The sequence below is a fragment of the Streptomyces sp. AHA2 genome (assembly GCF_036857595.1).
Classification (GTDB): domain Bacteria; phylum Actinomycetota; class Actinomycetes; order Streptomycetales; family Streptomycetaceae; genus Streptomyces.
This window is the reverse complement of sequence record NZ_JAUQWJ010000003.1, coordinates 41,256-64,712: the sequence shown is the minus strand read 5'-3', so window position 1 is coordinate 64,712 and position 23,457 is coordinate 41,256. Positions and strand designations below refer to the sequence as shown.

Below are 23,457 nucleotides of genomic sequence, written 5' to 3'. Positions count from 1 at the left end.
ACCACTATACCCAACCTCGCTCCCGCGCGAGCCGCACCGCCGCGTGCCGGTTCTCCGCCCCGAGCTTCGACACGGCCGACGACAGGTAGTTCCGCACGGTCCCCTGGGACAGCGCGGCCCGCTCGGCGATCTCCGCGACGGGGGCCCCGTCGGCGGCGAGTTCCAGTACCTCGGCCTCCCGCGCGGTCAGCGGCGAGTCGCCGGCGGCGATCGCGTCGGCGGCCAACTCCGGGTCGACGTAGCGGTTCCCGGCGTGCACGGTGCGAATGATCTCGGCGAGCCGCTGCGCGCTCACCGTCTTCGGCACGAAGCCGCGCACCCCTGCCTCCAGCGCGCGCTTCAGGTGCCCGGGCCGCCCGTGGCTGGTGACGATGAGGACCTTGCAGGCGGGCAGTTCGGTGCGCAGGGATGTGGCGACCTTCACACCGTCGGCGCCGGGCATCTGCAGGTCCAGCACGGCCACGTCGGGCTTGTGCGCCCGGGCCATCGCCAGGGCCTCCGGTCCGGTGGCCGCCTCGGCGACGACCATGAGGTCCTCCTCCAGCGACAGCAGCGTGGCGAGCGCGCCACGGATCAGGTGCTCGTCGTCGGCGAGCAGCAGCCGCACGGTCGTCCCCCCGTTCTTCATCGTGTGATCTCGCTCACGCTCGTCGGAGCGTCGGCCGGGGTGGTGGGCACCGGCAGGGGGATCCGCGCGGTCAGCCGGAACCGCCCCTGGTCCACCGGCCCCGCCTCCAGCGTCCCGTCGATGCCGGCCAGCCGTTCCCGCAGCCCGGCGATCCCGGAACCGGGCGGGCCGGACGGCTCCTGCCCGCCCGCGACCCCGTCGTTCTCCACCGACAGCACCACGCGCCCCTCCGTCGTCGACAGCCGTACCTCGCACCACCGGGCGTCCCCGTGCCGCAGGACGTTGGTCGCGGCCTCCCGGACGACCCAGCCGAGGGCGGACTGCACCCCGGCCGGCAGGCCCGCGGGGACGGCGCCGGTGACCGTGCAGTCGATGCCGGCCGCCGTGAGCACGCCCTGCGCCCCGGCCAGTTCCGACCCGAGGTCGGCCTCGCGGTAGCCGCGCACGACCTCCCGCACCTCCCGCTGCGACTCGTGCGCGAGCCGCTGCACCTCGACCATCTGCGCCACGGCCTCGGGCCGCCCCCGCTGGGCGAGTTGCACGGCCAGCTCGCTCTTGAGCGCGATCACGGCGAGGTTGCGCCCCATGACGTCGTGCAGGTCCCGCCCGAACCTCAGCCGCTCCTCGGCGACGGCGAGCCGGGCCCGGGTCTCGCGGGCCTCGTCGAGTTCGTAGACGGCGTCGAGCAGCCAGACGGAGAAGACGGCCGTGAAGGCGATGAACATGCCGCCGGCCAGCACGATCAGTGCCGTGAAGAGGGCGGTGAGCGGGGAGGCGCCGATGGCGAAGGTGACGATCCAGGTGCCCGCCGCGAAGGCGCCCGCGATCCCGAAGGCGCGCCGCCGGTCGCGCACGCCGAGCGCGATGATGCCCGGGCCGAAGATCAGGATGACTCCGAAGACGCCTCCGGCGGCGGTGTCGAAGCCCTCGCCCTCGGGTCCGTGCTCGGCCAGGGCGATCGCGGCGGCGGCGATCACGGCGGTGACGGCGGCCAGCGCCCACAGCAGTCCCGTGGGCTGCGGCCTGCGGCCGCGCGTCCAGTCCACCGCCGCCGAGACCGTCACGAAACAGAGGGTGGCGTGCACGGCCACCACCAGCATGGCGGCGGTGCCCAGCCGCGGTCCCAGCGGGGCGGCCGAGGTCAGCCCGACGGAGAAGAACTCCATCACGGCGAAGAAGTGGAACGACCACCGCGTGTACGTCTCGACCTTCTCCGGCGTGGTCTTCCGCCGCCACCACCTGCCAGGCCCGCGCATCGGTCCGCCCTTCCCGGTTCGCTCAGCGCCGCGGTTCCCAGCGGAACCTCCGCCGTACAGCAAACACGGCGACGGCGGTCCAGGCCACCGCGACGGCGAGGGCGCCGAGGACCTCGGGGCCGGACAGGTCGCCGGTCCAGCCGCCGCGCACCAGGGTGACGACCGGCGTCAGCGGCAGCAGCTCGCAGACGGAGGCCACCTTGTCCGGCAGCAGCTGGAGCGGGACGAACATCCCGGAGCCGACCATCGAGACCATCATCAGCGGCATCGGTGTGACCTGGGCGCTCTCGCCGGTCCGGGTGAAGCTCGCGGTGGCCGCGGCCAGGGCGGCGCACAGCACCAGCCCCGCCAGCAGCCCCAGGACGGCCAGATGGGGCGCGGCGGGCGCGGCCACGTCCAGCAGTACGGTGCACGCCGCCGCCAGCAGCAGGCTCTGCGCGAGCCCGGTGAGCACGGCCGGCAGGGCCGCTCCGGCCAGGATCTCGCCGTCCCGCAGCTCACCGGTGCGCAGCCGCTTGAGGACGAGTTCCTCGCGCCGGACGACGAAGGTGCCGACGAGCACGGAGTAGACCGCGAACAGCAGGGAGAAGCCGATCGCGGCGGGCAGCACGAAGGTGCCCGTGTCGAGCCCGGCCTTGGCGAGGTCCATCTCCTTGGCCGCCTGCGAGGCGCTGGCCGGCAGCACGAGCGGCACGAACAGCGCGGCGACGAGGGCGCCCCGGGTCCGGCCGAGCAGGGTCAGCTCGGCGCGGGCGAGAGCCGTCATCCGGCTGAGCGGGGTCGTCGCCGCGGGGCGGGGGGTGGTGCCGGTGGCGCTCATGCCGCGTACTCCTTCGTCGTCGTGCCCGCGGCGTGATCCGCGGAGGCCTGCCGGGCGATCCCGAGGAACGCCTCCTCCAGGGACGCCGACCGCACGTCCAGGCGGCGCAGCTCGACGCGGGCCCGCGCGGCCCACGTGAGCAGCTCGGTGGCCGTGCGCTGCAGTTGGTGGGTGCGCAACCGGACGGTCCGGCCGTCGGTCTCGTGGCCGCTGACGCCCAGTTCGGCGAGCGGCGGGAGGTCGCCGACGAAGTAGCCGTCGGGCAGTTCGAAGGAGATCCGCGAGGGCTCGGTGGCGGTCACCTCGGCCGGGGTGCCGGTGGTGGCGATGCGTCCCTCGTGCATGATCGCCAGCCGGTCGGCGAGGTTCTCGGCCTCCTCGAGGTAGTGCGTGGTGAGCAGCACGGTGGTGCCTCCGTCGCGCAGGGCACCGACCAACTCCCAGGTGTCGCGGCGGCCTTCGGCGTCCAGCCCGGTGGTCGGCTCGTCCAGGAACAGCACCTCGGGGTCGCCGAGCAGTGCGAGCGCGAGGTCCAGCCGGCGCCGCTGGCCGCCGGAGAGCTGCTTGACCCGGGTGCCGGCCCTGGACTCCAGCCCGACCAGTGCCAGCACCTCGGCCGGCGGCCGGGCCCCGCTGACGCACCCCGCCCACATCCGCGCGGTCTCCGCGACGGTCAGCTCGGAGGGGAAGCCGCCCTCCTGCAGCATCACGCCGGTGCGCGGCCGTACGGCGGCCCGCTCGGTGTACGGGTCGTGCCCGAGGACCCGGATGCGGCCGGCGGCCGGTGCCGCGAGTCCCTCCAGCAGTTCCACGGTCGACGTCTTGCCCGCGCCGTTGGTGCCGAGCAGCGCGAAGACCTCGCCGCGCCGGACGGAGAAGCTGATCCCGCGGACCGCCTCGAACCCGCCCCCGTACACACGCCTCAGGTCGGTGACCTCGATCACGTGCTCGTGTCCGTTGGTTTCCATGCCTTCAGCGTTCCGCCCGCACGGGGCCGCGAGCAGTGCGCGCTGTCATCACTCGGCATGACAAATGTCAGAACGGGGCCGGGGAACGAAAAAGCCCCGGTCCAGAAGGACCGGGGCCTCATTCCCGAGCGGACGACGAGGCTCGAACTCGCGACCTCAACCTTGGCAAGGTTGCGCTCTACCAACTGAGCTACGTCCGCATGTGCTCCCGACCGGCTTTCACCGATCGGTGCGGGCACCAGCCTACCTGATCCACAACAGTGGCCGGTACGGCGGTGCAGAGCGGGTGACAGGAATCGCACACTGCGCCTTCCCCCTGGAAGGGGGATGTTCTACTACTGAACTACACCCGCATGTCTCCGTGGGCCGGGCCTTTCGGCCTCGCCCCTCGGCGTGCTCCAGACTCTAGCTGATCAGCGGGGGTGCTGCGCAAGTCGGTTGCCGCGAGGGGCCGGTGGGCGGCCGCCGGCCCGGCCCGGACGGAGCGTCACCGGGCGGCGGCGAACGCCTCGTAGACCTTCTTGGGGATGCGTCCGCGCGCGGGGACCTCCATCTTGTGGGCCTGTGCCCACGCGCGCACGGCCGCGGGGTCCGGGGCGACCTCCGTCTGCCGGTACGCCCGGCCCGAGCGGGAACGCTTGCGGCCGGCCTCCACGTAGGGCGCGAGGGCCTTCCGCAGCTCGCCGGCGTGGACCTCGCTCAGGTCGATCTCGTACGACGTGCCGTCCAGTCCGAAAGCGATCGTCTCCGCCGCTTCCGAGCCGTCGATGTCGTCGAAGAGGGTGACCACGACCTTCTGCGCCACGGATATCGGTCCCTTCTTGCGGCACTATGCCAATTCATTTGTACAGTGCCCGGCAATACTTGATGAAGCCCGACTAAATCCCTTTGCGTGTCCGTACGCAATGGGTTTCGGGTGTCGATCCGGAATCTTTCCCGAAAATTTCGCGTGTGCGACCCCTGATGCCGGATCGTGATGGCGGTCACGTAGTTTCCTCCAAGTCGACGCGCGTAGAAATTTTGTGCGGGTAGTCTGAAGGAACCTGCTCAGCACCACACACCGGGAGTGCCAGTGGCACGCGTCGTAGTCGACGTCATGCTCAAGCCGGAGATCCTCGACCCCCAGGGCCAGGCGGTGCAGCGCGCACTGCCGCGGCTGGGTTTCGAAGGGATCTCGGACGTCCGCCAGGGAAAGCGTTTCGAACTGGAAGTTGACGGGCCGGTCGACGAGGCCGCCCTCGCCCGCATTCACGATCTTGCGGAGTCCTTCCTCGCGAACACCGTGATCGAGGACTTCACCGTCCGGGTCGAGGAAGTCGCGGAGGCCGTGAAGTGACCGCTCGTATCGGCGTCGTCACTTTTCCGGGAAGTCTGGACGACCGGGACACGCAGCGCGCGATCCGTCTGGCGGGGGCCGAGCCGGTCGCCCTGTGGCACAAGGACAAGGACCTCAAGCAGGTCGACGCCGTGGTGCTGTGCGGCGGTTTCTCCTACGGCGACTATCTGCGGGCCGGCGCCATCGCCCGCTTCTCGCCGGTGATGGACCCGCTGCTGGAGCAGGCGAAGGCCGGTCTGCCGGTCCTCGGCATCTGCAACGGCTTCCAGATCCTCACCGAGGCGCACCTGCTGCCCGGCACGATGCTGCGCAACGACCACCTGCACTTCATCTGCCGCGACCAGAAGCTGCGGGTGGAGAACGCCGAGACCGCCTGGACGACGGACTACACGGCCGGCCAGGAGATCCACATCCCGCTGAAGAACAACGACGGGCAGTACGTCGCCGACGCGTACACGCTCGACAAGCTCGAGGCCGAGGGCCGGGTCGCCTTCCGGTACCTCGACCTCAACCCCAACGGCTCGCAGCGGGACATCGCCGGCGTCACCAACGAGGCCGGGAACGTGGTCGGCCTCATGCCGCACCCCGAGCACGCCGTCGAGCCGCTGATCGGCACCGGCCGCACCGACGGCCTCCCGTTCTTCACCTCGATCCTCAAGAAGCTGGTCAACGCATGAGCCGGACGCCTCTGGACACGGTCGAGCACGCGGCCGCGACCCCCGACGTCGAGCTGCCCTGGGCCGAACTCGGCCTGAAGAAGGACGAGTACGAGCGCGTGGTCGAGATCCTCGGCCGCCGGCCCACCGGGGCCGAGCTCGCCATGTACTCGGTCATGTGGTCCGAGCACTGCTCGTACAAGTCCTCCAAGGTGCACCTGCGCCAGTTCGGCGAGAAGGCGCCCGAGAGCGACGCCATGCTCGTCGGCATCGGCGAGAACGCCGGCGTGGTGGACGTCGGCCAGGGCTACGCGGTCACCTTCAAGGTCGAGTCGCACAACCACCCGTCGTACGTCGAGCCCTACCAGGGCGCGGCCACCGGTGTCGGCGGCATCGTCCGCGACATCATCGCCATGGGCGCACGCCCGGTCGCGGTCGTGGACCCGCTGCGCTTCGGCGCCGCCGACCACCCCGACACCAAGCGCGTCCTGCCGGGCGTGGTCGCGGGCATCGGCGGCTACGGCAACTGCCTGGGCCTGCCCAACATCGGCGGCGAGGTCGTCTTCGACGCCTGCTACCAGGGCAACCCGCTGGTCAACGCCGGTGCCATCGGCGTCATGCGGCACGAGGACATCCACCTCGCGAAGGCGTCCGGCGCGGGCAACAAGGTCATCCTGTACGGGGCCCGGACCGGCGGCGACGGCATCGGCGGCGCCTCCATCCTGGCCTCGGAGACCTTCGACGACGCCAAGCCCTCCAAGCGCCCCGCCGTGCAGGTCGGCGACCCCTTCCAGGAGAAGCTCCTCATCGAGTGCACCCTGGAGGCGTTCCGGGAGAAGCTCGTCGTCGGCATCCAGGACCTCGGCGCGGCCGGACTGTCCTGCGCCACCAGCGAGTTGGCGTCCAACGGCTCCGGCGGCATGCGCGTCACCCTGGACGACGTCCCGCTGCGCGACTCCACGCTCTCGCCCGAGGAGATCCTCATGAGCGAGTCGCAGGAGCGCATGTGCGCGGTCGTCGAGCCGGAGAAGGTCGACCGCTTCCTGGAGATCTGCGCGAAGTGGGACGTCATCGCCACCGTCATCGGTGAGGTGACCGACGGCGACCGCCTGGAGATCTACTGGCACGGCGGCAAGATCGTCGACGTCGACCCGCGCACGGTCGCCCACGAGGGCCCGGTCTACGAGCGCCCCTACGCCCGCCCCTCCTGGCAGGACGCCCTCCAGGCGGACGACGCGAACAAGCTGCCCCGCCCGGAGACCTCCGAGGAGCTGAAGGACCAGGTCCTGAAGCTGGTCTCCTCCCCGAACCAGGCCTCCAAGTCCTGGATCACCAGCCAGTACGACCACTTCGTGCAGGGCAACACCGTCCTCGCCCAGCCCGAGGACTCCGGCATGATCCGGATCGACGAGGAGACCGGCCTCGGCGTGGCCATCGCCACCGACGGCAACGGCCGGTACGCCAAGCTCGACCCGTACCACGGTGCCCAGCTGGCCCTGGCGGAGGCGTACCGCAACGTGGCCACCACCGGCGCCAAGCCGCTCGCGGTCTCCGACTGCCTGAACTTCGGCTCGCCCGAGGACCCGGCGGTCATGTGGCAGTTCGCGGAGGCCGTGCGCGGGCTGGCGGACGCCTGCCGGCAGCTCGGCACGCCGGTCACGGGCGGCAACGTCTCGCTCTACAACCAGACGGGCGAGGCCGCCATCCACCCGACGCCGGTGGTCGCGGTCCTGGGCGTCATCGACGACGTCGCCCGCCGCACCCCGGTCGCCTTCCGGGAGGAGGGCCAGCTGCTCTACCTCCTCGGCGACACGCATGAGGAGTTCGGCGGCTCGGCCTGGTCGCAGGTGATCCACGACCACCTCGGCGGCCTGCCCCCGAAGGTCGACCTGGAGCGCGAGCGCCTGCTGGCCGAGATCCTGATCTCCGCCTCCCGCGACGGCATGATCGACTCCGCGCACGACCTGTCCGACGGCGGTCTGATCCAGGCCGTGGTCGAGTCGGCGCTGCTCGGGGACAAGGGCGCGCGCCTGATCGTCCCGGACGGCCTGGACGCGTTCACCTTCCTGTTCTCCGAGTCGGCGGGCCGCGCGATCGTGGCCGTGCCGCGCTCGGAGGAGGTCCGCTTCAACGACATGTGCCGTGCACGGGGCCTGCCGGCCACCCGCATCGGCGTCATCGACGGCGACACGGTGGACGTCCAGGGCGAGTTCGCCCTCTCCCTGTCCGAGCTCCGCGAGGCCCACGAGGCGACGATCCCGTCCCTCCTGGCCTGACGCACCTCCCGAAGCCCCCGCCCGGACGTTCCGTTCCCGGACGGGGGCTTCGGCGTGCCCGTCCCCTTGCACGGGATTACGTACTTCCGTAATCTCTGGACATGGATCTCGAAGGACGCGTGGCCGACCTCGAACGCCGGCTCGCGGCCCTGGAAGGCGCCGGGCGTACCGGCCCCCGCATCGACGGGGGCGACTTCTGGGCGCTCGACGGGCTGAAGGAGCAGTTGTCCGAGGCGGGCATCGCCGACGGAGGCGTCCTCTACACCGGGTCCGTGCGGCTGCCCACGGGTGAGGAGTACGCCTGGCAGATGACGGCCCTCACCGAGGACCTGCTGGACGCCGACGGGACGGCGGCGGCCGAGTCGTTCGCGGCGCTCGGTCATCCGGTGCGGCTGCGGCTGCTGCGCGAGATCCTCGGCGGCCGGCGCACCGCGGCCGAACTCGCCGAACTGGACGGCGTCGGCACCACCGGCCAGATCTACCACCACCTGCGCCAGCTCACCGCGACGGGCTGGCTGCACACGACGGGGCGGGGCCGGAACGAAGTGCCGCCGGGGCGGGTCGTCCCGCTGCTGGTCGCCCTGGCGACGGTCCGGCCGTAGCGCGAACAGGGGGAGCGGATGTCCGTACGCAAGCTCGGCATGGCGGCCTTCCGGGGCCTGCAACTGGCCTTCATCGGGCTGGTGATCGCCCACGTCCGCCTCGGCTGGGACCACCCGGCCTGGTGGGACTTCCTGCCCCTGGCGTTCGCATACGCGGTGCTCACCGTCGCCAACCGGTGGGGCGGGGCCCCGGACAGCCCCCGGCTCGCCCGAGAGCCCGTCGAGGTGGCACCGCCCGTCACCGGCCGCTGGTCCGCGCTGAACAGCCCGGCCGACCGGACGCCCAGCCACGGCATCCACGCCCACGGCCAGACCTACGCCATCGACATCGTGGCCGAACCCGCGCCGGGCGCCCGTCCCGGATTCCGGTGGTTCCGGCCGCTCGCCCGCCGCCCCCGGGACTTCTTCCCGGCCCACGACGCGCCCGTCCTCGCGGTCGCCGACGCCACCGTGGTACGGGCCGTCGGCCACCGGCGCGACCACCTCAGCCGCACGTCCCTGCCCGGGCTGCTGTACCTGATGCTCGTGGAGGGCCCGGTGCGCGAACTGGCCGGTACGGGACACATCCTCGGCAACCACGTCGTCCTCGACCTGGGCAACGGCACCTTCGCCGCCTACGCCCATCTCAGGCGCGGCTCGCTCACCGTCCGCGAGGGCGACCGTGTGCGCGCCGGGCAGCCCGTCGCCCGCTGCGGCAACTCCGGCAACTCCTCCGAGCCGCACCTGCACTTCCAGCTGATGGACGCCCCCGACCCCGACGCCGCCCGGGGCGTCCCCTTCAGCTGGCGGGGCATCGGTGTCCCGCGCAACCGGGAGGTCTTCGAGGCACCCGAGGGCGCGGCCGTCCTAGGCTGAGCCCCATGCCCCCGGCCAAGAAGCGCACCCGCAGCTACGACTCCGTCAAGATCCGCGCAGCCGTGCTCGGCCAGTTCGGGCACGTGCGGCAGGCCGTCGGGAGCCTGACCCCGGAGCAACTCGCGCTGCCCACGAGGCTGGGCGACTGGACCGTACGGGAGCTGGCGGCCCACGTGACCATGGCCGTGGAGGCCGTCAGCCGCAACCTCGACCGGGAAGAGCCCGCCCGCCCGGAGCTCGGCCTGCTCGACTGGCCCGCCGCCACCGCCGCCCGGGCCGCCGACATCGACGACGGCACCCGGCGACTGGCCGCGGCCCACCCGGACCTCGACGCGCTGTACGCCGAGACCGCCGAGCGCCTGACGAAGAAGCTCGCGGACGCCCCCGGCAGCCGCGTCCTGGCCGCGCGGACCGGTGCCATGACCCTCGCCGACTACCTGGTCACGCGCACGGTCGAACTCGTCGTCCACACCGACGACCTGAACGATGCCGTTCCCGGCCTCGGCATCCCCGTCGACCGTCAGGCCCTGGCCGCCTGCACCCGCCTGCTGGCCGACGCGCTCGCCGTCAAGGCCCCGGGCGGCTCGACGGAGGTGCGGGTGCCGCCGTACGCGGTGGTGCAGTGCGTCGAGGGACCGAGGCACACCCGGGGCACCCCGCCCAACGTCGTCGAGACGGACCCGCTGACCTGGATCCGGCTCGCGACCGGACGGCTGGAGTGGGCCCGGGCGCTGCGGGACGCGCAGGTCGGCGCGAGCGGCGAGCGGGCCGACCTGTCGCCCCACCTGCCGCTCATGGGGTGACGGCCCGGCCTCGCGGGACGCCGCCCGCACAAGGGGAACCGATCCCCCCGGGTGTTCCGTCGAAGTGACATGGACAAGCAGAAGCAGCGCATGACCCTGACGGCCGCCGCCATGCTCGTCCCGCTCCTGGCGGCGTGCGGCAGCGAGAAGGCGGACGGCGGCAGCGCCTCGGCCGGGACCGGACAGCAGGTCACCGGCGTGCGGTGGAGCGTGGACAGCGTCACCGCGGCCGGGAGGACCCGGCAGGCGCCCGCCGGCGCCCACGTGACCATCGACAAGGGCCGCGCCGAAGGCAGCTTCGGCTGCAACACGTTCAGCGCCGAGGCCGAGGTCGACGGCGACCGCGTCCGCCTCGGCAGGACCATGGCCACCGAGATGGCCTGCGCGGAACGGCCCATGGCCTTCGAGGCGACGCTGGCCCGCGCCCTGTCCGGCCGGGAACTGAAGGCCGAGACCGGCGGCGACCGGCTCACCCTCACCTCCGACGAGGGCGCCACCGTCCGGCTCAGCAAGGCGAAGGACTACCCGCTGGCCGGCACCCGGTGGACCGTCACCAGCCCCGACCTCCAGGGGCGCGCCCACCTCACCTTCGACGAGGACAAGGGCACCGTCTCCGGCAGCCTCGGCTGCAACAAGGTCGACGCCAAGGCCACCGTCAGCGACGGCCATATCACCCTGGGCCGCCCCGCCACCACCCGAATGATGTGCGAAGACTCACTCATGACCGGCGAGAAGACGCTGCTGCGACTTTTCGAGGCGAGGCCGAAGTACGCGGTCGATCATCAAACCCTCACGCTGACCAGCGAGAACGGCACCGAGGTGCGTGCGGTCGCCGCGCGGTGATCCACGGAAAAGTCCGGTATCCCCAATTCGGACCAACGGTCGACCTCGCCTACACTCGGTGGCGTGCCACGTGGTGACGGACGACTCAACCACGACCTGCTCCCCGGCGAGAAGGGCCCCCAGGACGCTTGTGGCGTCTTCGGTGTCTGGGCTCCGGGCGAAGAGGTCGCCAAGCTCACGTACTTCGGGCTCTACGCCCTCCAGCATCGAGGCCAGGAATCCGCGGGTATCGCGGTCAGCAACGGCTCACAGATCCTCGTCTTCAAGGACATGGGCCTGGTCTCCCAGGTCTTCGACGAGACCTCCCTCGGTTCGCTCCAGGGTCACATCGCGGTCGGACACGCCCGCTACTCGACCACCGGTGCCTCCGTCTGGGAGAACGCCCAGCCGACGTTCCGTGCCACCGGGCACGGCTCCATCGCGCTCGGCCACAACGGCAACCTCGTCAACACCGCCCAGCTCGCCGAGATGGTCGCCGACCTGCCCAAGCAGGAGGGCGGGCGGGCCCCGCGCGTCGCGGCGACCAACGACACCGACCTGCTCACCGCGCTCCTCGCGGCCCAGACGGACGAGGACGGCAAGCCGCTGACCATCGAGGAGGCCGCGCACAGCATCCTCCCGCAGGTCCGGGGCGCCTTCTCCCTCGTCTTCATGGACGAGCACACCCTGTACGCGGCCCGCGACCCGCAGGGCATCCGCCCGCTGGTCCTCGGCCGGCTGGAGCGCGGCTGGGTCGTCGCCTCCGAGTCCGCCGCCCTGGACATCTGCGGCGCCTCCTACGTCCGCGAGATCGAGCCCGGCGAGTTCGTCGCCATCGACGAGAACGGCCTGCGCACCTCCCGATTCGCGGAAGCGAAGCCCAAGGGCTGCGTCTTCGAGTACGTCTACCTCGCCCGCCCGGACACCGACATCGCCGGCCGGAACGTGTACCTCTCCCGCGTGGAGATGGGCCGCAAGCTGGCGAAGGAGGCCCCGGTCGAGGCCGACCTGGTCATAGCGACCCCGGAGTCCGGCACCCCCGCCGCCATCGGCTACGCGGAGGCCTCCGGCATCCCGTTCGGCGCCGGCCTGGTGAAGAACGCCTACGTCGGCCGGACCTTCATCCAGCCCTCGCAGACCATCCGCCAGCTGGGCATCCGCCTGAAGCTGAACCCGCTGAAGGAAGTCATCAAGGGCAAGCGCCTGGTCGTCGTCGACGACTCGATCGTGCGCGGCAACACCCAGCGGGCCCTGGTCCGCATGCTCCGCGAGGCGGGCGCCGCCGAGGTCCACATCCGGATCTCCTCACCGCCCGTGAAGTGGCCCTGCTTCTTCGGCATCGACTTCGCCACCCGCGCCGAGCTCATCGCCAACGGCATGACGATCGACGAGATCGGCACCTCCCTGGGCGCCGACTCGCTGGCGTACATCTCCATCGACGGCATGATCGAGGCGACCACCATCGCCAAGCCGAACCTGTGCCGCGCCTGCTTCGACGGCGAGTACCCGATGGAGCTCCCCGACCCGGAGCTGCTCGGCAAGCAGTTGCTGGAGACGGAGCTGGCCGCCGGCCCGGCCGCCACGGCCGCAGCCGACGCGATCCGCCGCCCGTAGACGGCCCGTAACACCCGCCGTACGACACGAAGGTTCTCCTTAGCCATGTCCGAGAAACCCCTTGCCGAAGGCGGCGCCAGCTACGCAGCCGCGGGCGTCGACATCGAAGCCGGCGACCACGCCGTCGAGCTGATGAAGGAGTGGGTGAAGAAGGCGCAGCGCCCCGAGGTCCTCGGCGGACTCGGCGGTTTCGCCGGCCTCTTCGACGCCTCCGCCCTGAAGGCCTACGAGCGCCCGCTGCTCGCCTCCGCCACGGACGGCGTCGGCACCAAGGTCGACATCGCCCGGCAGCTGGGCGTCTACGACACCATCGGCCACGACCTGGTCGCGATGGTCATGGACGACATCGTGGTGTGCGGCGCCGAGCCGCTGTTCATGACCGACTACATCTGCGTCGGCAAGGTGCACCCCGAGCGGGTCGCCGCGATCGTCAAGGGCATCGCCGAGGGCTGTGTGCTGGCCGGGTGCGCCCTGGTCGGCGGCGAGACGGCCGAGCACCCGGGCCTGCTGGGCGAGGACGACTTCGACGTCGCCGGTGCCGGCACGGGCGTCGTGGAGGCCGACCGGCTGCTCGGCGCGGATCGCATCCGTACGGGTGACGCGGTGATCGCCATGGCGTCCTCCGGTCTTCACTCCAACGGGTACTCCCTCGTCCGGCACGTCCTGCTGAACCAGGCGGGCCTCGCGCTGGACGCGCACATCGAGGAGCTCGGCCGCACCCTCGGCGAGGAGCTGCTGGAGCCCACGAAGATCTACTCGCTGGACTGCCTGGCCCTCATGCGCACCACCGACGTGCACGCCTTCAGCCACGTCACCGGCGGCGGCCTCGCGGCCAACCTGGCGCGTGTCGTCCCCGACGGGCTGCACGCGATCGTCGACCGCTCCACCTGGACCCCCGCCCCGATCTTCGACCTCGTCGGCCGGACCGGCCGGGTCGAGCGCCTGGAGCTGGAGAAGACGCTGAACATGGGCGTGGGCATGATCGCGATCGTGCCCCAGGAGTCCACCGAGGTGGCCCTGGCGACCCTCGCCGACCGCGGCGTGGACGCCTGGATCGCGGGCGAGATCACGGAACGGGGCGAGCACCCCACGGGTGCCGCCCTGATCGGTGACTACGCGAGCTGAGACACGGGCCCATCACCCGCACGCAGCACAGAACCCGGTCGGTGACCGACGGTCACCGACCGGGTGAGTGCTCAGTGCAAGGTCAAGCGCCGCGACGATGCTGCGAGGACTGGCCGTCCTCGTCCTCGTCGTCGTCCTCGTAGAGGTCGGCGTACCGTGCGTACAGGTCGTCGTCATCATCGTCTTCGAACGGCTCGCCGTTAGGCGGCTGCGAATTCGAAGGCGATGCACCCAGCTCCTCGGCCAGGCGTGAGAGGTCAGTCCCACCGCTGTTGTACTTCAGCTGGCGGGCGACCTTCGTCTGCTTGGCCTTGGCCCGGCCGCGCCCCATGGCTCGACCCCCTCAACGACGGGGCTCGACGGCCCCAGAGTCTTGACACGCGTTCATGGTCCGGCACGGACTCTCCGCAGAGAGACCGGTCCGTAGGGCTTCCACGGTACCTGAGCCCGCGCCCATACGGTACGTCGCCCGCATGACGTGCCCGCGCCCAGGACCTTCGAGGCGCCCCGTCCTCGCTGGTCAACCGCGATTTTAACCACTTATCGGCGGTCGACCCGCCGGGAGAAGTGAGAGTTCTCTCTAACTGCCCACCGGCGGGTACCGGTCAAACGTACGAGACTCCGGGTACCGGGCCGGGTCAGCCGGCCCGGCGCGCCGCGGCGGCGTCCTGCATGCGCTGCTCGGCGATCCGGTCGGCGGCGGCGGCCGGCGGAATGCCGTCTTCCTTCGCACGTGCGAATATGGCCAGCGTGGTGTCGAAGATCTTCGCCGCCTTCGCCTTGCACCGGTCGAAGTCGAAGCCGTGCAGCTCGTCGGCGACCTGGATGACACCGCCCGCGTTCACCACGTAGTCCGGCGCGTAGAGGATCCCGCGGTCGGCGAGGTCCTTCTCCACACCCGGGTGGGCGAGCTGGTTGTTGGCCGCGCCGCAGACCACCTTGGCGGTGAGCGCGGGCACCGTGTCGTCGTTCAGGGCCCCGCCGAGCGCGCAGGGGGCGTAGACGTCCAGGCCCTCGACGCGGATCAGGGTGGCGGTGTCGGCCACGGCCGTGACGCCCGTCGGGTGGGCGGCGAGGATGCGGCCCACGGCGTCCTCGCGCACGTCCGTGATGACGACCTCGGCGCCCTCGGCCCGCAGATGCTCCACCAGGTGGTGGCCGACCTTGCCGACGCCGGCGATGCCGACCTTGCGGCCGCGCAGCGAGGGGTCGCCCCACAGGTGCTGCGCGGAGGCGCGCATGCCCTGGTAGACGCCGAAGGCGGTGAGGACGGAGGAGTCGCCGGCGCCGCCGTTCTCCGGCGAGCGGCCGGTCGTCCAGCGGCACTCGCGCGCCACGACGTCCATGTCGGCCACGTACGTGCCGACATCGCAGGCGGTGACGTACCGGCCGCCGAGCGAGGCGACGAACCGGCCGTAGGCCAGGAGCAGCTCCTCGGACTTGATCTTCTCCGGGTCACCGATGATCACGGCCTTGCCGCCGCCGTGGTCGAGACCGGCCATGGCGTTCTTGTACGACATCCCCCGGGCCAGGTTCAGCGCGTCGGCGACGGCCTCGGCCTCGGTGGCGTAGGGGTAGAAGCGCGTGCCGCCGAGGGCGGGGCCCAGGGCGGTGGAGTGCAGGGCGATGACGGCCTTGAGGCCGCTCGCGCGGTCCTGGCAGAGCACGACTTGCTCATGTCCTCCCTGGTCCGAGTGGAACAGGGTGTGCAGGACATCAGCAGGTGCGCCGGTTACGTCGGTCACTGTGGTGACTCCTGAGTAAGTTGCGGCGGGTGGAGGCGGCCCCCGTGCGGGTGGCGGGGACTGTTGAGCACGAGATTAGAGCCTGGCGGCCCGGTCGGCCGCACCGTGCTCAGGATCACCTCCGAGCGGAGTACTCCCGTGCGACGATTTGCAGGTACTTCCCGTGCGACCGCGACGGGTACGGCAGGTTTTCGCGGCGGTGCGCGGGGGAGGGAGCAGGCGTGCCCAAGGTGACCTCGGTGATCGTCCCGTACGCGACCTATCTGCGCGTGTACGAGCCGCTGGCCGCCTTCCCCGAGCCCGAGCGCAGCCACTGGGCGCGTTACGCACGCCGCAGCGACCGCCCCTCCTACCAGGACGAACTGCGCCGGGCGCTGGCCGACTTGGCGCCCACCCCGCCCGTGCCCGTGCCGGTGCACGAGAGCGAGGACGCCTTCGTGCTCGACGTCGACGGGGTGGTCTGCGTCTGCCCCTGGCGCACCCGGCTGCGCGGCTGGCAGGCCCTGGACGATCTCTCGGGGGAGCTGCCGCCCCCCGTGCTGGACGCGGTCCTGCCGCCCCTCCTGCGCGACCAGGCGGCCCAGGACTACGAGCGCTGGCTGACCGACCACCCGGACGCCCGCCCGTGGATCCGCACGGCGACCTGGCAGGTGCCGATCAACTGGTTCGTCCTGGTCTCCGACGAGGAGCGGGAGTACGACCAGGGCGCCTCCGCGGGCAGCCCGCCCGTCCTTCGCTACCGCACCCCCATGGTCCAGGCCCGGCGGCGCGTGGCCCGGGGGCTGCGCGCCCTGCGCGAGGCGATGGACGAGGGGCCGCTGATCGACGGCCTGGTGGACGTCGGGCGATGGCTGGAGGAGTTCCACCCGCGTTCGCTGGTGGAACTGGACTACGGCGGCCTGGTGCACGCGCTGCCGGCCGGGGCGCTGGAGGAGGACCACTCCGCCGCGGACGTGGCCGAGGGCATCGCCGCGCTGCGTCGGGGCGACGGAACGGCCGCCGGTGAGGCGTACGCCCGGCTCGTCGAGCGGTGGCGCTCCGTACGGGATCTGCGGTCCGCCAACTGACCCCTGACCTCGCCCTCGGCACGCACCGCTCGCGGTCGGTCACGAACTGACGTTTGACGAACCGCCCGATTTGGGGTTTCGTCCTCGCACCGAGTTCCTGAAGCGGGCCGAGCGTTTCCTGAGGCGTCGTCAACAAGGGACGTAGGGCCCGATCCGGGCAGAGCTCGCAAGTAGGCCAAGCGTGACGGACTGCACGTACGAGGCCCTTGCGCCGCTTGCCCCTCCTCATGCCAAAATAGGACAAGGAGTCCGGGGAGGGCTCCTCCGTCCTGTAGTGCTGCACTATGGGCGGAATCTCAGCATTGCACGCTTTGGGGGGTCTGGTGCCTTCCTTGATCACCGCGTGACTGATCGTCACAGCGGTGTGACTGTCCGCTATGGCATGGTCCATCGGCTTCCGTCGCTGATGAACACCTGGAGGGGCAATTCCATCGGTTTGGCCGACGCGGCTGGACAGATGGTGTAGTTGTAGTGCCGAGGACAAGCCGTTCGTCCTATAACCGACTCGACTCGCGTCCGCCATTTCGGGCAACGCGGGTCAAGGTGCAGAATTTAGAGGAAAGAACCGAGAAGGTTCGGTTCTCCCGAGGAGGCCGCTCATGACCGCTCGCACCCCTGATGCCGAGCCGCTGCTGACCCCGGCTGAGGTCGCCACCATGTTCCGCGTCGACCCCAAGACGGTCACGCGGTGGGCGAAGGCCGGCAAGCTCACGTCGATCCGCACGCTCGGCGGGCATCGGCGCTACCGCGAGGCCGAGGTCCGCGCTCTGCTCGCGGGCATCCCGCAGCAGCGCAGCGAGGCCTGAACAACTGAATACCGGTCGAATCGGTCCGTCCCCCAACCGACCGTGACGTCCGGGCCCACAGCTCCAAGCGACGCGGGGTGCTGCCCCAACAGCCCCCACGCCCAAGCCAGTCAGAGCGTTCCAGGCATATGACAGGGTGCGTCGTCGATCGCGCTGGACTCCGCCGGGTCCAGCGCGATCTTTTTTGTGCCCTCGTGCCGGTCCTCCGGCCCGCCGGTGAGCGGCCCTCTCGGAGTCTGGGGGGCGGGTGCGCGCCGGGTGCGGGATCCCTCCGGGCAGGGGCCGCCTGAGGGGTGCAATTGCACATATTAAATTGACCTGTTGTAGGAGGGGCGTAAGTACCGCACTTCTCCCGGAACATGCGGTGACTCCCGTCACATACCGCGCGGCTTGTCGGCTTGCCTCCCGGTGCGGTAGAGGAGCGTCCGGTTCCACCACCCGCCGCCCGCACGGGTGTTGGGGCGGCGGCGGTCAGGCGGGTGCGGGGCTCTCGTCCTCGCGGGCCGGCGGCTCGGCTTCGGCGGCGGCCCGCGGAGCGGACTCCATCGCCAGCCGCAGCAGGCGATGGCAGATCGGGCAGTGCCGGGTGAGATGCCGGTACGACGACGCGGCCGCCAGGTGCGCGCGGAGCAGCGCCCGCGTCTCGTGCCTAGCCGATGCCGCCATACGCCACCTCCAGGGGCCGTACGGGGAACGGCCCTGGTTCCGGGGTACCGATCGATTGAGGGACCGTCAAGACGGCGCGAGACGCCCGGGAGGCGCCCTCAAGGGCTGCGACGTGCCCTCAGGGGAGGCCAGGAGCCACGTGGTGGGGACGCGGGCGTGGTTGACGGGGTGTCGGGCACAGGAGGCCGGTTCGCGCGCGCGGGAGGAGGAGGGCCGCGCGTGAACGACGTGAACGGGCAACCAGGGCCCGGGGACGAGGACCCGGGCTTCTCTCTTCTGCGGCCCTGGCGGGACGCGCCGTGTCCGATCGCGGCTCAGCCCCGGGCGCGGCCCGGCCCGGCTGGACCCGGCCCGGAACGCCGAGAGGCCCGGATCCGAAGATCCGGGCCTCTCTACTGCGGTCCTGACGGGATTTGAACCCGCGGCCTCCACCTTGACAGGGTGGCGAGCACTCCAAACTGCTCCACAGGACCTGGGAGCCCCTCCCAGGCCTCAAGGAACTGGGGGAGTTTCGCTGCGCGATCGGTGCGTTGCGCTGCGAGAAGAGACTGTACAGGAGCGTGGGCCCCGGGTCGAACTCACCCTGCGTGCGCACGCCGTCACGGTGCCGCCGCGTCGATCGCCTTCACGATCCGCTTGTCGGAGACGGGGTACGCCGTGCCCAGCGCGTGGGCGAAATAGCTGACCCTGAGCTCCTCGATCATCCAGCGGATGTCCAGCACCGACGGCGGGACCGGCCGCCCCTGCGGCATCTGCTCCAGGAGCCAGGCGTACTCGTCCCGCATCTCGTGGACCTTCTCCATGCGCGTGGTGTCGCGCTGGACGTTCGTCGGCATCTGCTGCAGACGCCGGTCGGCGGCCACCAGATAGCGCATCAGGTCCGGCAGCCGGCGCAGACCCGCCTCCGTCACGAAGCCCGGCTTCACGAGCGCGTCGAGTTGTTCCCGCACGTCCTGGAGGTTCGGCAGCAGCGCGGGGCTGCGTACGGCCTTCAGGCGGCGCTCACAGGCCTGCCAGGCGGCGAGGACCTGCTGCACCTGACCCACCGTGCGGACCGTCGTGTCGACGATCTCGGCACGGACCTTGTCGTACAGCTTGCGGTAGGACTCCTCGTCCCACGCCGGTCCGCCGAAGTCCCCGATCAGCTTGTCGGCGGCCGCCGTGGCGCAGTCGTCGAACAGGGCCTGGATCGAGCCGTGCGGGTTGGCGGACAGGGCGAGCTTCTGCGCGTTCGTCAGCTTCTCGGAGGCGAACTTCGCCGGGTTGACCGGGATGTTGCGCAGGATCAGCCGTCGCGTGCCCTTCCACATGGCCTCGGCCTGCTCGGCCTCCGTGTCGAAGAGGCGTACGGAGACCGTGTCGCCGTCGTCGACCAGTGCCGGGTAGGCCTTCACCGGCTGACCGGCCCGGCGCGTCTCGAAGACGCGGGTGAGCGCGCCGATCGTCCAGTCGGTGAGGCCCTTGCGTTCCAGGGACTCGCCGCCCTGCCGCTCGGCCGTGGCCGCCGCGGCCTGCGAGAGGGCCTTGCGGGCCCTGGGCTTCAGCCGGAGCTTCAGCGCCTCCAGGTCCTTGTCCTCGGCCAGCTTCCGGCGCCGTTCGTCGACGATCCGGAACGTGATCTTGAGGTGGTCGGGGACCTTGGACCAGTCGAAGTCGGCCGGTTCGAAGGGGACGCCCACCATGAGCCGCAGCTCGCGCGCCATGGTCGCCGTCAGCGGCTCCTGGAGGGGCACCGCCTTGTCCAGGAACGCCTTGGCGTAGTTCGGCGCGGGCACGTAGTTGCGGCGGATGGGCTTGGGCAGGGAGCGGATCAGCTCCGTGACCAGTTCCTCGCGCAGACCCGGGATCTGCCAGTCGAAGCCCTCGTCCGTGACCTGGTTGAGGACCTGGAGCGGGATGTGGACGGTCACGCCGTCCGCGTCCGCACCCGGCTCGAACTGGTACGTCACCCGGAACTTGAGGTTCCCCTGGCGCCACGAGTCGGGGTAGTCGGCCTTGGTGACCTCACCCGCCTTCTCGTTGATGAGCATCTCGCGCTCGAAGTCGAGGAAGTCGGGCTGCTCGTGCCGCTTGCGCTTCCACCAGGAGTCGAAGTGCGCGCCGGAGACGACGTGTTCGGGGATGCGCCGGTCGTAGAAGTCGAACAGCGTCTCGTCGTCGACCAGGATGTCCCGGCGCCGCGCGCGGTGCTCCAGCTCCTCGACCTCGGTGAGCAGACGGCGGTTGTCCGAGAAGAACTTGTGGTGCGTGCGCCAGTCGCCCTCGACGAGCGCGTTGCGGATGAACAGCTCGCGGCTGGTCTCCGGGTCGATCCGGCCGTAGTTGACCTTCCGCTGCGCCACGATCGGCACGCCGTACAGCGTGACCTTCTCGTACGCCATCACGGCCGCCTGGTCCTTCTCCCAGTGCGGCTCGCTGTAGGTGCGCTTGATCAGGTGCTGGGCGAGGGGCTCGACCCACTCCGGCTCGATCTTGGCGTTGACCCGGGCCCACAGGCGGGAGGTCTCCACGAGTTCGGCCGACATCACGAAGCGCGGGGGCTTCTTGAACAGGGCCGAGCCGGGGAAGATCGCGAACTTGGCGTTGCGGGCGCCCAGGTACTCGTTCTTCGCGCCCTCCTTCACGTCCTTCATGCCGATGTGGGACAGCAGGCCGGCGAGGAGGGAGAGGTGGATGCGGTCGGCCGGGGCGTCGGCCTCGTCGAGGTGGATGCCCATCTGCTTGGCGACCGTGCGCAACTGCGTGTAGATGTCCTGCCATTCACGGATGCGAAGGAAGTTGAGGTACTCCTGCTTGCACATCCGGCGGAAGGAGGACGAGCCGCGTTCCTTCTGCTGCTCGCGCAGGTAGCGCCAGAGGTTGAGGTAGGCCAGGAAGTCGCTGGTCTCGTCCTTGAAGCGGGCGTGCTGCTGGTCGGCCTGGGTCTGCTTGTCGGCGGGACGTTCGCGCGGGTCCTGGATGGACAGCGCGGCGGCTATGACCATGACCTCGCGGGCACAGCCGTTCTTGTCGGCCTCCAGGACCATGCGGGCCAGGCGCGGGTCGACGGGCAGCTGGGCGAGCTTGCGGCCGGTGTCGGTGAGCCGCTTGCGGGGGTCCTTCTGCGCCGGATCGAGGGCGCCCAGCTCCTGCAGGAGCTGCACGCCGTCGCGGATGTTGCGGTGGTCCGGCGGGTCGATGAAGGGGAACTTCTCGATGTCGCCGAGGCCGGCCGCGGTCATCTGCAGGATGACGGAGGCCAGGTTCGTCCGGAGGATCTCCGCGTCCGTGAACTCCGGGCGGGCGTCGAAGTCGTCCTCGCTGTACAGGCGGATGCAGATGCCGTCGGAGGTACGGCCGCAGCGGCCCTTGCGCTGGTTGGCGCTGGCCTGCGAGACCGGCTCGATCGGCAGGCGCTGCACCTTGGTGCGGTGGCTGTAGCGCGAGATGCGGGCGAAGCCGGGGTCGATGACGTACTTGATGCCCGGGACGGTCAGGGACGTCTCGGCGACGTTCGTCGCCAGAACGATCCTGCGGCCGGTGTGCGGCTGGAAGACCCGGTGCTGCTCCGCGTGGGAGAGCCGGGCGTAGAGCGGCAGGATCTCCGTGGAGCGGTAGTTCTTCTTGGTCAGGGCGTCGGCGGTGTCGCGGATCTCCCGCTCGCCGGAGAGGAAGACCAGGATGTCGCCCTGGCCCTCCTTCTGGAGTTCCTCGACGGCGTCGATGATCGCGGTGATCTGGTCGCGGTCGGCGTCGTCGCCGTCCTCTTCGAGGAGCGGCCGGTAGCGCACCTCCACCGGGTACGTACGGCCGCTCACCTCGATGATCGGGGCGTCGCCGAAATGCCGGGAGAAGCGCTCCGGGTCGATCGTCGCCGAGGTGATGACGACCTTGAGGTCGGGGCGCTTGGGCAGCAGCTGGGCGAGGTAGCCGAGCAGGAAGTCGATGTTGAGGGACCGCTCGTGGGCCTCGTCGATGATGATCGTGTCGTAGGCGCGCAGCTCGCGGTCGGTCTGGATCTCGGCGAGCAGGATGCCGTCCGTCATGAGCTTGACGAAGGTGGCGTCCGGGTCGACCTGGTCGGTGAAGCGGACTTTCCAGCCGACGGTCTCGCCGAGGGGGGTGTTCAGCTCTTCGGCGACGCGCTCGGCGACGGTCCGGGCGGCGATCCGGCGCGGCTGGGTGTGGCCGATCATGCCGCGCACGCCCCGGCCGAGCTCCATGCAGATCTTGGGGATCTGCGTGGTCTTGCCGGAACCGGTCTCGCCGGCGACGATCACGACCTGGTGGTCGCGGATCGCGGCCGCGATGTCGTCCTTCTTCTGGCTGACGGGCAGCTGCTCGGGGTAGGTGACCTCGGGCACGCGGGCCCGGCGGCGCGCCATCCGCTCCTCGCCCCTGGCGATCTCCGCCTCGATCTCGGCGAGCACGGCGGCCCGTGCCTCCGGCTTACGGATCTTGCGCGCGCCTTCGAGCCGCCGCCCGAGCCGATGCGCGTCGCGCAGGGACAGCTCGGTCAGACGGGGGGCGAGGGCGCCGAGGGCGGGGGCGGGGTGCGTAGACATACGCGATCCAGGATCTCATCCCCGGGAAATTCGTGGCGAACGCTTTTGCCCCGGGTCCCGCGGGGGCGGCTAGTCCAGGATTCCGAGCGCGCTGTCCGGGCGGCACTGGGGGCAGGGCTTGACGCCGTCGGCCAGGGCCCGGCGTGCCTCGTCCCGTTCCAGCCCCTTGGACCGCTTCCCGGCGTTCCAGCAGCCGCCGACGTGCACGTACACCGGGTCGTGGCCGGACAGTCCCCGTTCGAGCAGCCACTGCGGGGCGGGTGGGCGGGCTGCGAGTCCCTGGCGCCGCTCGGCCTCGCGGGTCTGCTCCACCGCGATCCACCGGTCGATCTGGGCCAGGGCCGCCTTGGCCTGCCGGACCACCACACGACGCGCGAAGCGCAGCAGCTCGAGCCGGGACGGCGGTTCCTCGTTCACGTGTTCGATTCTAGAGTCGAGCGTCCCACCCGTCACCCCGCCCCCCCAGGACATACGAAAGAGCCCCTCTCCGGAATCCCGGAGAGGGGCTCATGCCCTGATAGGGCGGTTGTGGCTGGGGCCGGGGTCGAACCGGCGACCTTCCGCTTTTCAGGCGGACGCTCGTACCAACTGAGCTACCCAGCCACGAGGTTTCACGTGAAACCTCAGCGGTCCTGACGGGATTTGAACCCGCGGCCTCCACCTTGACAGGGTGGCGAGCACTCCAAACTGCTCCACAGGACCAAGCTTTCGTACGACAGTGTCGCACAGGGTGGTGCGTGCCCCCAACGGGATTCGAACCCGTGCTACCGCCTTGAAAGGGCGGCGTCCTAGGCCGCTAGACGATGAGGGCTATCGGCCCGCCTGGGCGCTTCTCAGCGCGTCGGGGACGTGAGAAGCATATGGGATG

At 70.9% G+C, this 23,457-nt stretch carries 21 protein-coding genes and 6 tRNA genes; 11 read left to right on the top strand and 16 right to left on the bottom strand.

Going from position 1 to position 23,457, the window contains the following annotated elements; all coding sequences use genetic code 11:
- Positions 1-4: 4 nt before the first annotated feature.
- From Q5694_RS07585 to Q5694_RS07555, 7 genes are all read right to left on the bottom strand, one after another.
- A complete protein-coding gene (locus tag Q5694_RS07585) occupies positions 5-628 on the bottom strand; it encodes a response regulator transcription factor (RefSeq protein ID WP_333931593.1) in 624 nt (207 codons plus the stop codon).
- Positions 625-1,884 (bottom strand): sensor histidine kinase, encoded by a 1,260-nt coding sequence (locus tag Q5694_RS07580; RefSeq protein WP_333931591.1) that lies wholly within the window; start codon positions 1,882-1,884, stop codon positions 625-627. The genes Q5694_RS07585 and Q5694_RS07580 overlap by 4 nt, the downstream gene beginning before the upstream one ends.
- A gap of 22 nt (positions 1,885-1,906) precedes the next feature.
- Positions 1,907-2,704 carry an ABC transporter permease gene (locus tag Q5694_RS07575; protein ID WP_333931590.1) on the bottom strand — a complete coding sequence of 266 codons (798 nt, stop codon included), beginning with the start codon at positions 2,702-2,704 and terminating at the stop codon, positions 1,907-1,909.
- Positions 2,701-3,672, bottom strand: coding sequence for an ABC transporter ATP-binding protein (locus tag Q5694_RS07570; protein WP_333931589.1), 972 nt, complete (start codon positions 3,670-3,672; stop codon positions 2,701-2,703). Before Q5694_RS07570 ends, Q5694_RS07575 begins: the two co-directional genes overlap by 4 nt.
- 127 nt (positions 3,673-3,799) lie before the next feature.
- A tRNA-Gly gene (locus Q5694_RS07565) sits at positions 3,800-3,872 on the bottom strand.
- 81 nt (positions 3,873-3,953) lie between these two features.
- Positions 3,954-4,025: transfer RNA gene (locus tag Q5694_RS07560), tRNA-Gly, on the bottom strand.
- Between the two features lie 134 nt (positions 4,026-4,159).
- Positions 4,160-4,477, bottom strand: a complete 318-nt coding sequence (locus tag Q5694_RS07555; RefSeq protein ID WP_333931588.1) for a histone-like nucleoid-structuring protein Lsr2 — start codon at positions 4,475-4,477, stop codon at positions 4,160-4,162.
- A 267-nt stretch (positions 4,478-4,744) separates the two neighbouring features.
- Here Q5694_RS07555 and purS point away from each other — a divergent pair, with 267 nt between their 5' ends.
- From purS to purM, 9 genes are all read left to right on the top strand, one after another.
- Complete coding sequence (purS, locus tag Q5694_RS07550; RefSeq protein ID WP_010045045.1) at positions 4,745-5,008, top strand: phosphoribosylformylglycinamidine synthase subunit PurS; 264 nt, start codon at positions 4,745-4,747, stop codon at positions 5,006-5,008.
- Positions 5,005-5,685 (top strand): phosphoribosylformylglycinamidine synthase subunit PurQ, encoded by a 681-nt coding sequence (gene purQ, locus Q5694_RS07545; protein ID WP_333931586.1) that lies wholly within the window; start codon positions 5,005-5,007, stop codon positions 5,683-5,685. The genes purS and purQ overlap by 4 nt, the downstream gene beginning before the upstream one ends.
- Positions 5,682-7,940, top strand: a complete 2,259-nt coding sequence (purL, locus tag Q5694_RS07540) for a phosphoribosylformylglycinamidine synthase subunit PurL (RefSeq protein ID WP_333931585.1) — start codon at positions 5,682-5,684, stop codon at positions 7,938-7,940. Before purQ ends, purL begins: the two co-directional genes overlap by 4 nt.
- A 101-nt stretch (positions 7,941-8,041) precedes the next feature.
- Positions 8,042-8,542: an ArsR/SmtB family transcription factor gene (locus tag Q5694_RS07535; RefSeq protein WP_333931584.1), complete on the top strand. Its 501-nt coding sequence runs from the start codon at positions 8,042-8,044 to the stop codon at positions 8,540-8,542.
- 18 nt (positions 8,543-8,560) lie between these two features.
- Positions 8,561-9,397, top strand: a complete 837-nt coding sequence (locus Q5694_RS07530) for a M23 family metallopeptidase (protein WP_333931582.1) — start codon at positions 8,561-8,563, stop codon at positions 9,395-9,397.
- 5 nt (positions 9,398-9,402) lie between these two features.
- Positions 9,403-10,200 carry a maleylpyruvate isomerase family mycothiol-dependent enzyme gene (locus Q5694_RS07525; protein ID WP_333931580.1) on the top strand — a complete coding sequence of 266 codons (798 nt, stop codon included), beginning with the start codon at positions 9,403-9,405 and terminating at the stop codon, positions 10,198-10,200.
- Between the two features lie 69 nt (positions 10,201-10,269).
- Positions 10,270-11,043, top strand: coding sequence for an META domain-containing protein (locus Q5694_RS07520; protein ID WP_333931579.1), 774 nt, complete (start codon positions 10,270-10,272; stop codon positions 11,041-11,043).
- A 63-nt stretch (positions 11,044-11,106) separates the two neighbouring features.
- A complete protein-coding gene (purF, locus tag Q5694_RS07515; RefSeq protein WP_333931577.1) occupies positions 11,107-12,636 on the top strand; it encodes an amidophosphoribosyltransferase in 1,530 nt (509 codons plus the stop codon).
- A gap of 45 nt (positions 12,637-12,681) precedes the next feature.
- Entirely contained in the window at positions 12,682-13,761 is a 1,080-nt protein-coding gene (purM, locus tag Q5694_RS07510; protein WP_333931576.1) for a phosphoribosylformylglycinamidine cyclo-ligase, read from the top strand.
- Positions 13,762-13,843: 82 nt separating this feature from the next.
- Here purM and Q5694_RS07505 read toward each other — a convergent pair whose 3' ends face one another.
- Both Q5694_RS07505 and Q5694_RS07500 read right to left on the bottom strand, forming a co-directional pair.
- Positions 13,844-14,092: a DUF3073 domain-containing protein gene (locus Q5694_RS07505; RefSeq protein ID WP_333931574.1), complete on the bottom strand. Its 249-nt coding sequence runs from the start codon at positions 14,090-14,092 to the stop codon at positions 13,844-13,846.
- Positions 14,093-14,399: 307 nt separating this feature from the next.
- Positions 14,400-15,506 (bottom strand): Leu/Phe/Val dehydrogenase, encoded by a 1,107-nt coding sequence (locus tag Q5694_RS07500; protein ID WP_333931572.1) that lies wholly within the window; start codon positions 15,504-15,506, stop codon positions 14,400-14,402.
- 221 nt (positions 15,507-15,727) lie between these two features.
- Here Q5694_RS07500 and Q5694_RS07495 point away from each other — a divergent pair, with 221 nt between their 5' ends.
- Complete coding sequence (locus tag Q5694_RS07495; protein WP_333931571.1) at positions 15,728-16,573, top strand: hypothetical protein; 846 nt, start codon at positions 15,728-15,730, stop codon at positions 16,571-16,573.
- 599 nt (positions 16,574-17,172) lie between these two features.
- Positions 17,173-17,379, top strand: coding sequence for a developmental transcriptional regulator BldC (bldC, locus tag Q5694_RS07490; protein WP_003949541.1), 207 nt, complete (start codon positions 17,173-17,175; stop codon positions 17,377-17,379).
- Positions 17,380-17,850: 471 nt separating this feature from the next.
- Here the strand turns inward: bldC and Q5694_RS07485 are convergent, their stop codons facing one another.
- From Q5694_RS07485 to Q5694_RS07455, 7 genes are all read right to left on the bottom strand, one after another.
- Complete coding sequence (locus Q5694_RS07485; protein WP_333931349.1) at positions 17,851-18,045, bottom strand: DUF6274 family protein; 195 nt, start codon at positions 18,043-18,045, stop codon at positions 17,851-17,853.
- A 398-nt stretch (positions 18,046-18,443) separates the two neighbouring features.
- A tRNA-Asp gene (locus Q5694_RS07480) sits at positions 18,444-18,518 on the bottom strand.
- 126 nt (positions 18,519-18,644) lie between these two features.
- Positions 18,645-22,589 carry an ATP-dependent RNA helicase HrpA gene (gene hrpA / locus Q5694_RS07475; RefSeq protein WP_333931348.1) on the bottom strand — a complete coding sequence of 1,315 codons (3,945 nt, stop codon included), beginning with the start codon at positions 22,587-22,589 and terminating at the stop codon, positions 18,645-18,647.
- 69 nt (positions 22,590-22,658) lie between these two features.
- Positions 22,659-23,006: a DUF6233 domain-containing protein gene (locus tag Q5694_RS07470; protein ID WP_333931347.1), complete on the bottom strand. Its 348-nt coding sequence runs from the start codon at positions 23,004-23,006 to the stop codon at positions 22,659-22,661.
- A 112-nt stretch (positions 23,007-23,118) separates the two neighbouring features.
- Positions 23,119-23,192, bottom strand: a tRNA-Phe gene (locus Q5694_RS07465).
- Between the two features lie 24 nt (positions 23,193-23,216).
- A tRNA-Asp gene (locus Q5694_RS07460) sits at positions 23,217-23,291 on the bottom strand.
- Between the two features lie 36 nt (positions 23,292-23,327).
- Positions 23,328-23,400 (bottom strand) — tRNA-Glu (locus Q5694_RS07455).
- Positions 23,401-23,457: the final 57 nt, after the last annotated feature.

What these genes read in the sequence shown, in the direction of transcription:
- purL (WP_333931585.1), top strand. Translation starts at nt 5,682, where the DNA reads ATGAGCCGGACGCCTCTGGACACGGTCGAGCACGCGGCCGCGACCCCC.
- Q5694_RS07535 (WP_333931584.1), top strand. Translation starts at nt 8,042, where the DNA reads ATGGATCTCGAAGGACGCGTGGCCGACCTCGAACGCCGGCTCGCGGCC.
- Q5694_RS07575 (WP_333931590.1), bottom strand. Translation starts at nt 2,704, where the DNA reads ATGAGCGCCACCGGCACCACCCCCCGCCCCGCGGCGACGACCCCGCTC.
- Q5694_RS07525 (WP_333931580.1), top strand. Translation starts at nt 9,403, where the DNA reads ATGCCCCCGGCCAAGAAGCGCACCCGCAGCTACGACTCCGTCAAGATC.
- Q5694_RS07585 (WP_333931593.1), bottom strand. Translation starts at nt 628, where the DNA reads ATGAAGAACGGGGGGACGACCGTGCGGCTGCTGCTCGCCGACGACGAG.
- Q5694_RS07530 (WP_333931582.1), top strand. Translation starts at nt 8,561, where the DNA reads ATGTCCGTACGCAAGCTCGGCATGGCGGCCTTCCGGGGCCTGCAACTG.
- Q5694_RS07580 (WP_333931591.1), bottom strand. Translation starts at nt 1,884, where the DNA reads ATGCGCGGGCCTGGCAGGTGGTGGCGGCGGAAGACCACGCCGGAGAAG.
- Q5694_RS07520 (WP_333931579.1), top strand. Translation starts at nt 10,270, where the DNA reads ATGGACAAGCAGAAGCAGCGCATGACCCTGACGGCCGCCGCCATGCTC.
- Q5694_RS07570 (WP_333931589.1), bottom strand. Translation starts at nt 3,672, where the DNA reads ATGGAAACCAACGGACACGAGCACGTGATCGAGGTCACCGACCTGAGG.
- purM (WP_333931576.1), top strand. Translation starts at nt 12,682, where the DNA reads ATGTCCGAGAAACCCCTTGCCGAAGGCGGCGCCAGCTACGCAGCCGCG.
- bldC (WP_003949541.1), top strand. Translation starts at nt 17,173, where the DNA reads ATGACCGCTCGCACCCCTGATGCCGAGCCGCTGCTGACCCCGGCTGAG.
- Q5694_RS07485 (WP_333931349.1), bottom strand. Translation starts at nt 18,045, where the DNA reads ATGGCGGCATCGGCTAGGCACGAGACGCGGGCGCTGCTCCGCGCGCAC.
- hrpA (WP_333931348.1), bottom strand. Translation starts at nt 22,589, where the DNA reads ATGTCTACGCACCCCGCCCCCGCCCTCGGCGCCCTCGCCCCCCGTCTG.
- Q5694_RS07505 (WP_333931574.1), bottom strand. Translation starts at nt 14,092, where the DNA reads ATGGGGCGCGGCCGGGCCAAGGCCAAGCAGACGAAGGTCGCCCGCCAG.